The 9,836-nt window shown below is 64.7% G+C and carries 10 protein-coding genes; 1 reads left to right on the top strand and 9 read right to left on the bottom strand.

The genetic code is table 11. The features are described 5' to 3' along the window. Window positions 1-40 precede the first annotated feature (40 nt). The 5 genes from cysE to ACQ5ID_RS13325 form a co-directional block, all read right to left on the bottom strand. Entirely contained in the window at window positions 41-856 is an 816-nt protein-coding gene (gene cysE, locus ACQ5ID_RS13305) for a serine O-acetyltransferase (protein ID WP_429912913.1), read from the bottom strand. Next, window positions 843-1,484, bottom strand: coding sequence for an NUDIX domain-containing protein (locus tag ACQ5ID_RS13310; protein WP_429912914.1), 642 nt, complete (start codon window positions 1,482-1,484; stop codon window positions 843-845). Before ACQ5ID_RS13310 ends, cysE begins: the two co-directional genes overlap by 14 nt. A gap of 39 nt (window positions 1,485-1,523) precedes the next feature. Then, on the bottom strand, window positions 1,524-4,628 hold the full coding sequence (locus ACQ5ID_RS13315) for an efflux RND transporter permease subunit (protein WP_429912915.1): 3,105 nt from the start codon (window positions 4,626-4,628) through the stop codon (window positions 1,524-1,526). After that, complete coding sequence (locus ACQ5ID_RS13320; RefSeq protein ID WP_429912916.1) at window positions 4,625-5,764, bottom strand: efflux RND transporter periplasmic adaptor subunit; 1,140 nt, start codon at window positions 5,762-5,764, stop codon at window positions 4,625-4,627. The genes ACQ5ID_RS13315 and ACQ5ID_RS13320 overlap by 4 nt, the downstream gene beginning before the upstream one ends. 71 nt (window positions 5,765-5,835) lie before the next feature. Further along, a complete protein-coding gene (locus tag ACQ5ID_RS13325) occupies window positions 5,836-6,519 on the bottom strand; it encodes a TetR/AcrR family transcriptional regulator (protein WP_429912917.1) in 684 nt (227 codons plus the stop codon). A 133-nt stretch (window positions 6,520-6,652) separates the two neighbouring features. Here ACQ5ID_RS13325 and ACQ5ID_RS13330 point away from each other — a divergent pair, with 133 nt between their 5' ends. Next, a complete protein-coding gene (locus ACQ5ID_RS13330) occupies window positions 6,653-7,285 on the top strand; it encodes a nitroreductase family protein (protein WP_429912918.1) in 633 nt (210 codons plus the stop codon). 33 nt (window positions 7,286-7,318) lie between these two features. On the opposite strand, the gene csgH is transcribed toward ACQ5ID_RS13330, so the two are convergent. The 4 genes from csgH to queF form a co-directional block, all read right to left on the bottom strand. Further along, the gene (gene csgH, locus ACQ5ID_RS13335) at window positions 7,319-7,807 is read right to left on the bottom strand and encodes a curli-like amyloid fiber formation chaperone CsgH (protein ID WP_429912919.1); all 489 of its coding nucleotides are present in this window, start codon (window positions 7,805-7,807) and stop codon (window positions 7,319-7,321) included. Window positions 7,808-7,838: 31 nt separating this feature from the next. After that, on the bottom strand, window positions 7,839-8,360 hold the full coding sequence (locus ACQ5ID_RS13340; RefSeq protein WP_429912920.1) for a curlin-associated protein: 522 nt from the start codon (window positions 8,358-8,360) through the stop codon (window positions 7,839-7,841). A 239-nt stretch (window positions 8,361-8,599) separates the two neighbouring features. After that, window positions 8,600-9,112 (bottom strand): curlin-associated protein, encoded by a 513-nt coding sequence (locus tag ACQ5ID_RS13345; RefSeq protein WP_429912921.1) that lies wholly within the window; start codon window positions 9,110-9,112, stop codon window positions 8,600-8,602. 167 nt (window positions 9,113-9,279) lie between these two features. Continuing rightward, on the bottom strand, window positions 9,280-9,744 hold the full coding sequence (gene queF / locus ACQ5ID_RS13350) for a preQ(1) synthase (RefSeq protein WP_429912922.1): 465 nt from the start codon (window positions 9,742-9,744) through the stop codon (window positions 9,280-9,282). Window positions 9,745-9,836: the final 92 nt, after the last annotated feature.

Raw genomic sequence — 9,836 nt, forward strand, 5'->3', positions numbered from 1 at the left:
ATGCGCGTTCAGCCGCAAACTAGCGGTCTGCCGGAAAGGATCAATCAGGAAGGCTGTGATCCATGGTGCGCGCAGGCTCCGCGCAGGCCCCGCCCACCGGCTTGGCCGGCACACCGGCCACCGTGCAGCGGGCCGGCACATCGCTCAACACCACCGAACCGGCGGCGATGCGGGCATGGTCGCCGACACTGATATTGCCGAGCACCTTGGCCCCGGCCCCGATCAGCACGCCATTGCCGATTTTCGGGTGGCGGTCGCTTTCCTCAGCGCCCGTACCGCCCAGCGTCACCTCGTGCAGGATCGACACATCATCGCCCACCACCGCCGTCTCACCGATCACGACCGAGCTGGCATGGTCGATCATAATGCCCCTGCCAATGCGCGCCGCCGGGTGGATGTCCACGCCGAACAGTTCGCTCATGCGCCCCTGCAGATGAAAGGCCAGCGTTTCGCGGCCCTCAACCCACAGCCAGTGCGCAATGCGATAGGCCTGAAGCGCCTGATAGCCCTTGAAGTAGAAAAAGGGCTGCAGGAGAGACCTGCAGGCCGGGTCGCGCTCATCCACCGCCAGCATGTCGGCCGCCGCGCTCAGCACGATTGCCTCGTCCGCGCCCAGCGCCTCGCTGACCACATCATGGACCAGCATGGCGTCAAGCTGGCCATCAGCGAGTTTCAGCGCGATGCGGTGGGCCAGCGCCTCGGCAAAGCTGCCATGGCGCAATATCCCGGCATTGACGAGGCCGGCCAGCATGGGTTCCTCGGCGGCGACCGATGCCGCCTCCAGGCGCAGCCGGTTCCACAGCGCGCGCAGATCAGTGTCCTGCCGGATCGGGGCTACAGCGTCAGCTTGGGCCATGGGGCTCTTCCTTTCCGGCCGGGTTCAGTATCGCTCTGGAAACCGCCTCTGGCAGCTCGCCATGGCGTGCCATGTAGTCAGCCTTCAGCAGCATTGCCAGTGTGAAGGCGTCACGAATTCGCCCATCCATCGCCTCGCGCAAGGCTGCAGCGAACGCCACGCGGCGCGTTTCGATGTCCTCGGTGCCTTCCGGCTCCGCCTCACCCTGGCTGATATCCCAGGCGATAAAGGCCACCGCGCGCTCATTGGTGATGGAGTTGGACATGTCCAGCTGGAGAAATTCCAGCCAGTTCGCAGCCTCCAGCCCGGTCTCCTCGGCCAGTTCGCGCTTTGCGCTGTCCAGCGGCAATTCATTCAGCGGACCGCCGCCTTCGGGCAGCTCCCAGCTCCAGCAATCGAGCGCAAAACGATACTGGCCGACCAGCATCACCGAGCCGTCGGCGAATATCGGCAATATGCCAATGGCGAGATTTTCCGGCTCCATGACGCCATAAAGGCCCGGCTTGCCGTCTGGCCGCGTCACGTCGTACTCGCGCACTTTCATCCACGGGTTCTGATAGGCCAGTTTCTCGCCGTGAACGGTCCACGGGCCGCGTTCAGTCCCGGCGCGGCGCTTGCGTGAGGTCATGGGACGCGGTCCTTCCTGCAGCAGCAGACCCGCTACCGCTTACGACGCCGGGGCCGTTTCGGGCAAGACCTGCGCGCCAGCCCCCCTGAAGCGCACCAGCATCACGAAGGCGGCAGGCGCAAAAATGAGCGCCAGCATGGCAGAACCGGCCACACCGCCCGCCACAGCCGCCGCAAACGGCAGCCAGAAGGAATCGCCTTCAATGATAAGCGGGGCAAACCCGCCCATCGTGGTCAGGGTCGTTGCGATGATATGGCGGGTGCAGTCCACCACCGTCTCGCGGATCGCCAGCGCCTCGCCGGCCAGCGCCGCGGCGTTGTTGCGCAGGGCCGACAGCACCACGATAGTGCCATTGATCGACAGGCCCACCAGCCCCATCGAACCGACAATCGCGTTAAAGCCCAGAGGCATGCCAAACAGCCAGACCCCGAACAGGGCAAGGCCCACCGATAGCGCGCCCACGGTGAACACAATCCCTGCATACCGGAACGAGTTGAAGGCCAGCACCACCGATCCGATCATCAGGATCAGCAAGGGAAGCGCGGTGGACATCAGATCAGCCATGGCATCGCCCTGGCTTTCAGCCTCACCGCCAACCACCAGACGATAGCCGGGCGGCATCTCGATGCCGGACGCATCCAGCCGGGCAAAGAAGCTCTCCAGCGCGGGCGCGGGCAGCACGAAGGGGGAGAGATAGCCATAGACCGGATTGGCCCGCTCGCCATCCAGCCGGATGATGGATGCGGTCTGCGGCACCAGCGTCATCGCTCCCAGCGCACCGACCGTGCTCATCGCGCCGCCGCCCTGACCCGGCAGGGGTGTAGCCGCAATACTGTCCGCCGCCGCGCGCCTGTCTGCTGGCCCGACGACCCGCACGGGCAACACTTCAACGCCTTCCACCACGGTTCCGCCGAGTACGCCGTCCAGATCCGCCCGGATACGCCCTGCCACATCGGTAAGGCGCAAACCTGCCAGCGCGGCCGAAGCTTCATCCGTCGACAGGCGGGCCACCGGCTCACCCAGCAGCAATTGGGCCTGCGTATAGGTAACGCCCGGCGTCGAGGCGAGCACGCGGCGTATGTCCTGCCCCAGCGCATCGAGCACCGCCAGTTCCGGGCCGACAATCTTCAACTCGATAGGGGCGGGCGTGGGCGGTCCCTGCTCGAAGGGAGTGGCCAGCACCATCGTATCGGGGAAGGCTTCGCGTGCGCGCGCCTGAAAGTCCTGTGTGATGGCGCGGGTATGGACGGGCGAGAGTGTGCGCACCCATCCGGCAGCGTAATTGGGCCGTCCGGCCTGTCCCCGGCGCATATTGTAGTAGACGCGCGGCGACGATCCGCCGAGCACCCAGCCGACATCCTCAACACCATCATATTCGCGCAGCATCGCGGTCACCGCCTCGGTGCGGCGGCGGGTCTCTTCCATGGAGACGCCAGACGGCAGGGTGATCGATATCTCGAACATGTCCCGGTCGGTCGGCGGGAAGAATTGCGATGGCAGGGTGGAGGCAGCCAGAAAGCCCGTGACCGGCAGGATGACCGCCAGCAGCATGCCAATGGCCGGCTGGGCAATCACGGCGTTGAGAAGCTTGCGATAGGCCCAGGCCAGTGGCTCGGAACGCAGACCATCGCGCCAGAAGGGGCGCGGCCCCTCATCTGCACTGTCCGCGTCGTCAAACCACGCCGCCAGCGACAGAATGATCGTGAAGGCCAGCGCGAAAGAGCTGACGACGGCAAAGATCACCGACACGCCAATCATCGAGATGAACTCGCCCGCAGCGCCCGGCATCAGCGCAATCGGCGCGAAGGCGAACACGGTCGTGGCCGTAGACGCCAGCAGGGGGACGAACAGCGTGCGCGCCGCCTTGTCGACGGCTGCCAGCCGCTCAAGGCCGCGCCGCCGGAGCAGGCGGTAATCATCTACCACCACAATCGCGTTATCGATCAGCAGGCCGAGCGCCACCACAAGACCCGTCACCGACATCTGGTGCAAGGGCTGGCCGTAGGCATTGATCAAGAACAGGACCAGCAGAACGGTGAGCGGCAACGCCGATCCGACGATGAGCGCAGAGCGCCAGCCCATCATCAGGAACAGCACGCCGAACACGATCAACGCCGAATAGCCCAGATTGACCGCCAGCCCGTTCAGGCGCTTCTGGACATAATCGCTCTGGGAAAAGACGATATCGACATCGAGGCCCGGCGTGGCAGCACGAAAACTTTCCACCACGCGCTCGGCCTGACGGCCCCAGCTGTCCACCCGCCGGTCAGGCAGGATGAACGCCCCCACAAACACCGAGCGCGTGCCATTGAACCAGGCTTGAGTGGCGTCCGGCTCGCGCCGCGCACGCTCGACAGTCGCGATATCGCCAAGGCGCACAAAGCCCCGCCCCTCGCGCCCGCTCAGCGTGACCGCGCGTACCCGCTCAAGGGTGTCGAACGCGCCGTCCACCTCGACAATGAAGTCATAATCGTCACCGGCCATCCGCCCGGCAGGCGTACGGGCATCGGAGCGGGCCAGAAGGGCAGCGACCTCGCCTGCGGTGATGCCAAGAGCCGCCGCCGCTTCGGGATCAAGGACAACGCGGATTTCCTCTTCCGGCGCGCCGAAAAGCTCTGTCCGGTAAGTTGCCTCCAGCCCGCGCAGCCGGTCTTCCAGCTCACGCGAGAGCCGCCCCAGCGCGCCAATACTGGCATCAGAGCCCTCCGGCCAGGACAGGGCAATGATAATGCTGGAAGCGCCCATATATTCGCGTATCACCTGCGGCGGGGAGACTTCGGCGGGAAGACCCGCCTGCACGGACGCCACCTGTTCGCGGACTTTGGTCCACGCCTGCTCCACCGCCGCTCCGGTGATGTCCTCGCGGATGCCAAAACTGACCGAAGAGATATTGGCGCGCGAAACAGCCGTCGTCTGGTCGATCTCGGCCAGCTCCATCAGCGCGCGTTCGATACGCTCCGATACCAGCGATTCCACCCGCTCGGCATCGGCACCTGGATAGAGCGTGACCACCCGTCCAAACCGCTCGGCCAGATACGGGTCTTCCTGCCGCCCCATGGTCGCCAGCGCCGCAATCCCGGCCACGATCATCAGGAACAGCGCCAGACCAGCCAGGCGCGGAAAGCGGTAGAACAGCGTGGTCATGGCTGGCTGCGCCGCACCGGCATCACCCGCTGGCCCGGCGTGACGCGTTGCACGCCAGCAGCCAGTATCAGGGCTTCGTCATCGACCGCGCCGCGCAGATAGACCCGCCCGCCTGCAGTATGCAGAAGCTCGACGCTGCGCGGTTCGAGCGAGTAGCCCTCAGCGCCATTGGTGAGCTGGAAGACCGTCCACAGCCCCCTGCGCCCTTCTGACAGAGCGGTAAGCGGTGCCCAGAAGCCGCGTTCGCGCAAACTGCCCGGCAGTACGAGGCGCGCCACCTCGCCCGGCACCACGCCCTGCCCGCTTTCCAGCTCGAACACCGCCTCGACAGAGCGCGTACTGGCGTCGACCACGCCGGTAAGCGCGCGAAGACGGGCCGTCACCTGCCGGCTGCCCGCTTCCAGCGTGTAGTCATGGCCGGGGGTCAGCTGCGCCGCATCGGCAACCGGCACGCCCACCCGGAACTCCAGTACACCATCCTCGACCAGATGGAAGAGCGGCGTGCCAGCGCCCAGAACCGCGCCTTCATCGGCATTGCGCCGCGTGATGACGCCGTCGAACGGAGCTTCCAGACGGGCTAGCTCCAGTTGCACTTCCAGAGCGCGTGCAGCCGCATTGGCGGCGCTGGCCTGTGCTTCGGCGGCGCGCGCGGTTGCCCCCGCCTCGTCGAGACGCTGGGCCGAGACGTGACCCTGCTCGACCAGCCGCTCCTGACGCGTCAGCGTCGTACGCGCAAGCGCGGCCTGAGCAGCGGCGGCACTGGCGTCGGCACGGCTGGCGGCCAGCTGGGCCTCCAGCGTACGCGTATCCAGCGCAGCCAGGACATCGCCCGCGGCCACGCGGCTGCCGACATTGACATGGACAGCGTCCAGCCGGCCGCCGGCACTAAAAGCCAGCGCACTTTCGCGCCGCGCCGTGACAAGGCCGGGGAAACGGGCTTCGATTTCTGCCAATGCGACGTACTGGACGGGAAGGGTTTCAACCGTAACCGGCGCTGCCCCGGAAAACGCCAGATCAGCCTGCGCGGGGCCGCCGCGCAAGGCGCTGACAAGCACGGCAATCCCGGCGATAAAGATGGCAAGCGAGACAACGCTGGTGGCAAATGCGTGCCGCCGGATTATCTGTGAGCCGGGCATGGAGCGATCCCTCGCGCTGAAGACGGGATCACATATAATTCAATTAACGGCGTTTGAAAAGTGAACGGTGTTCACTTCCTTGCTTTTTTCGCGTCGAGCCACGCATTGAGCTTGGGCGTGGCAAGCCCCCTGCCCGTCATCTCCGCATGGAAAGCGATGAGGTCATCAAGGCACAGATGGGCGCACTTGTCCTTGGCACCGGGAAAATCGGGGATCGTGACCGCGAGCATGGTCAGGCCGTGTGCGCCCGCCCAGACCGCGAGGCCCGCGACCACGGGGTCACATTCGCGGAACCAGCCATCGGCGATGGCTTTCTCGATCATCAGTTCGAGCCGCTCGGAGGCCGCATATCCATAAGTGCCCTGCCGATCCTCGAGCGCGGCCTCAAACCAGCCCGAAAAGGCGAGGCGGTAATGGGCCGGCTGCTCCAGCCCGGTCTCCACATAGGCGCGCAGGCATTCTTCGTTGACCTGCGGGCCTTCGGCGACTGTTTGCTCGACCGCCAGCATGCGCCGGTAGAGCCGCTCGAAGAACTGCTCGCGTATCTCGTCGAACAGGGCTTCCTTGGAGTCGAAATACTTGTAGAGCGCCGCTGGCGAGTAATCGATCCGCTCGGCAATGCGGCGCATGGATATGCCCGCCTCGCCCTCTTCGGTGAAGATGGCTTCAGCCGCTTCGACAATAGCGTCGCGTACCTTTCGCCTGCGGCGCTCGGCCGGGCTCAGATCATCATCCAGCTCTGCATCAACTGCCATTCGGACTTCCTTGGCTTGTGTGCGGCCAGTTCCAACCATACGTGAATCTGTCACAACATACCCATGATATAAGTCCGGCTTTACCATTCCGTCAAAGTGCTCTGGCCGCCACGCAACTGGACCCTCCTGTTCCATGACCCATTTTTCACCGCCCGCCTTCCCCGCTGACAACGATGTTCTGAACGTTCCAAGGCCATCGCATGACATGCTCAACAGGATGGCCAGGCGGCGCTCCACGCGCGCCATCGACATGGGCGGGCCGGGGCCGTCGCCAGAACAGCTGGAGGCGCTCTTAAAGCTCGCCGCGCGTGTCCCAGATCATGGCAAGCTTTGTCCCTGGCGCTTCATGGTGTTTGAGGGCGAGGCCCGTTCACGCTTCGGCGAAAAACTAGAAGCATTCGCACGCGCCGACATGCCCGATGGGAGCGATGAGCGCTTCGCGCTGGAGCGGAGCCGGTTTGAGCGCGCGCCATTGGTCATCGCGGTAATTTCCCAAGTCACCGTGCCGCATAAAATTCCCGAATGGGAGCAGATCATGTCGGCTGGCGCGGTGTGCCAGAACTTGCTGCTGGCCGCCGACGCAATGGGCTTTGGCGCGCAATGGCTGACCGAATGGTACGCGTTTGACGCGCGGGTGAGAGCCGTACTTGGCCTGGCTGACAATGAGCGCGTGGCGGGCTTCATCTATGTCGGCACACAGGCCGTCGCGGCAGTGGAACGCCCCCGCAAGCCACCTCAGGTCACGCGCTGGACCGGCGGGGCGTAAGAACGCCCTACCGGCCCGCCGCGCCATGCCGGCTCATGGTCCGCTGCGTTCGATGGCGCAGATCTGGCGGCCCCTTGGGTCCAGCAGCCGCAAGCGCACCTCGTACACACCGGCATCACCATTGCCCGAAGAGATCACGGTAGTGCCCGGCTCTGCGCTGCGCATGGAGGCCATCATCTCGCCAAGCGAGGCACCGCGCCGCGCAGCATTGCCGCCCAGCGTGATCTGGTGGATGCGCTCAGGCATGTCGCCGGCGCTGAATGCACCGGACTGGCTGATCTGGGCGCTGCCACTGGCAGAGACCTGATTGATGTCCAGCTCATAGCTGCCCTCAAGGTCGGGGGCGGCGTAAGCCTCCAGCAGGAGTTGGCCCAACGGCCCGTAGTTGAACTCGACCCAGCAGGCAGCCAGCTCCGAGCTGCCCGCCTGGTAATAGTAGTCCGGCCCGGCCGCTGGCGGAGGCGCGCACGCCCCGGCCGCGACCAGCGCGGGAATGGCAAGCAGTCCTTTAAAGCGTTTCATGGTCATGCTCCTTTTTGAGAAGGGGCCGCCGCTATCTGATGACCCAGCTACCCTGGATCACCAGCGCATTGCGGTTATTGCCGGTCTGGTCGATGGCCGCATGGGCGCCATTGCCAAACTGGATGACACCGAGCGTGTTGTTATTGCCGGTCTGGTTGGTCACGGCGGTGTGGTTGTTTCCAAACTGGTAGACACCGACCGTGTTACCCGTGCCGGTCTGGGTCGAGCCGGCCACATTGTTGTAGCCCTGCTGGCGGACCAGCACCTCGTTCAGGCGTCCCAGCTGGTCGACGAAAGCGCCATTGGCACTGCCCGACTGGCGCACCTCGATACCGTTGCGAAACCCGTCCTGAATGGTCTGGACGAACTGGTGGCGGCCCTGCTGACGGATCGAAAGCTGGTTCTGATAGCCCTGCTGGCGCGCGGCGAGCTCGTGGGCCTGCCCGGCCTGGCGGATATCAACGCGGTTGCGCTGCTGGGCCTCGGCTGCACTGGCAGTTCCGGCCAGAACCAGCGCGGAAAGGCCAAGGGCGAGAGTGTTGCGAAGCGTCATGGCGGTCTCCTTTTGCGTCTCCAGTTGCTGGCAAGGCAGCCCGAAGGCGCTGGCCATTGCATCTGTTCTAGAACCCGCCGCGTGAATGGTTGCGGAGCGCGCCATTCAAGCTCCGCTCACCTAGATAAACCGTATATAAACAGGAGCTTGCCGTGAGATGCGGACACGGCGCAGCAGCGGGGCGCCTGGGCACCCCGCTGCTCTGGTCAATGGCCGCTAATGCGGATCAGACAGGAATGTTAGTGGCTGCCCTGGATGACAACGGCAACACTGCCTGAGCCCGACTGGCGGACATTCGCGCTCTGGCCGTTGCCCACCTGGATCACGCCGAGCGTGTTGTTATTGCCGCTCTGATTGGTGTTGGCCGTGTTGCCCGAACCGATCTGGGCGACGCCAACGGCATTGTTCGTGCCGGTCTGGATCGCGGTGCCGCGGTTGAACGCGCCTTCCTGACCCACCACGGCGGTGTTGTTGCGGCCGAGCTGATCGACATAGGCGTCGTTGGCATACCCGCCCTGACCGACCGTCACGCCATTGCGCGTACCGGCCTGAATGGTCTGGACGTAGTGGTAGGCACCGCGCTGTTCGATCGCGAGCCGGTTCTGGACGCCCTGCTGGCGGGCGGCAAGCTCGTGGCTATAGCCGGTCTGGCTGACATTCACGCGGTTGCGCTGCTGGGCCTCTGCGGCGCTCGCGGTGCCGGCAAGGACAAGAACGCTGAGGCCGAGGGCGAGGGTGCTGCGAAATTTCATCTGCGTATCTCCAAATCTCGTCGCTGGGCGCTTCAGTGCGCCGTCAGTAATGAGAGGTTTAGAGAGTTCAGGCTGAACGCCGTCAGAGTGGCACGTTCAAGCTCCGCTCATTGTCATAAACGCCAGATAAATAGCTGGTTTATCGAGATGAACGGCCAGAACAGGGATCAGCCGCGCCCGCGATAGGGCTGGACGCCCTGGTCGGGCACCCACACGCCCTTGGGGCATTCGCCCCACTGGCCGAACACGTCAATCGGGATGCCGCCACGCGGATACCAGTAGCCGCCAATGCGCAGCCATTTGGGCGCGATCTCGTCCACCAGCCTCTGCCCGATCATCATCGTGCAGGCTTCGTGGAAGGCACCATGATTGCGGAAACTGGTCAGGAAGAGTTTGAGCGATTTTGATTCGACGATCCATTCGCCCGGCACATAGTCGATCACCAGATGGGCAAAGTCCGGCTGGCCGGTCACCGGGCAGATGGAGGTAAACTCCGGGCAGGTGAAACGGATCAGATAGTCATTGCCCTGCGAAGGGTTGGACACGCGCTCAAGGCGGGCCGCTTCGGGGCTCTCCGGCGCGCCGATCTGGGCGCCAAGCTGCTCAAGGCTGGTATAGCGTTCTTCGGTCATGGCGGGGATGTAGCGCCTGACTGCGCGATTGGCGAGAGGCAGGTCCGCCTTATTCAGTGGAGGTGTGCACCGAATCCCGGTCCAGCTCATCA

It is taken from the genome of Glycocaulis sp., assembly GCF_050485565.1.
GTDB lineage: Bacteria > Pseudomonadota > Alphaproteobacteria > Caulobacterales > Maricaulaceae > Glycocaulis.

Bases quoted from the DNA above. Each gene is read 5' to 3' on its own strand.
- ACQ5ID_RS13330 (WP_429912918.1), top strand. From the start codon at position 6,653: ATGACCCATTTTTCACCGCCCGCCTTCCCCGCTGACAACGATGTTCTG.
- ACQ5ID_RS13310 (WP_429912914.1), bottom strand. From the start codon at position 1,484: ATGACCTCACGCAAGCGCCGCGCCGGGACTGAACGCGGCCCGTGGACC.
- csgH (WP_429912919.1), bottom strand. From the start codon at position 7,807: ATGAAACGCTTTAAAGGACTGCTTGCCATTCCCGCGCTGGTCGCGGCC.
- ACQ5ID_RS13325 (WP_429912917.1), bottom strand. From the start codon at position 6,519: ATGGCAGTTGATGCAGAGCTGGATGATGATCTGAGCCCGGCCGAGCGC.
- ACQ5ID_RS13345 (WP_429912921.1), bottom strand. From the start codon at position 9,112: ATGAAATTTCGCAGCACCCTCGCCCTCGGCCTCAGCGTTCTTGTCCTT.
- ACQ5ID_RS13320 (WP_429912916.1), bottom strand. From the start codon at position 5,764: ATGCCCGGCTCACAGATAATCCGGCGGCACGCATTTGCCACCAGCGTT.
- ACQ5ID_RS13340 (WP_429912920.1), bottom strand. From the start codon at position 8,360: ATGACGCTTCGCAACACTCTCGCCCTTGGCCTTTCCGCGCTGGTTCTG.
- ACQ5ID_RS13315 (WP_429912915.1), bottom strand. From the start codon at position 4,628: ATGACCACGCTGTTCTACCGCTTTCCGCGCCTGGCTGGTCTGGCGCTG.
- cysE (WP_429912913.1), bottom strand. From the start codon at position 856: ATGGCCCAAGCTGACGCTGTAGCCCCGATCCGGCAGGACACTGATCTG.
- queF (WP_429912922.1), bottom strand. From the start codon at position 9,744: ATGACCGAAGAACGCTATACCAGCCTTGAGCAGCTTGGCGCCCAGATC.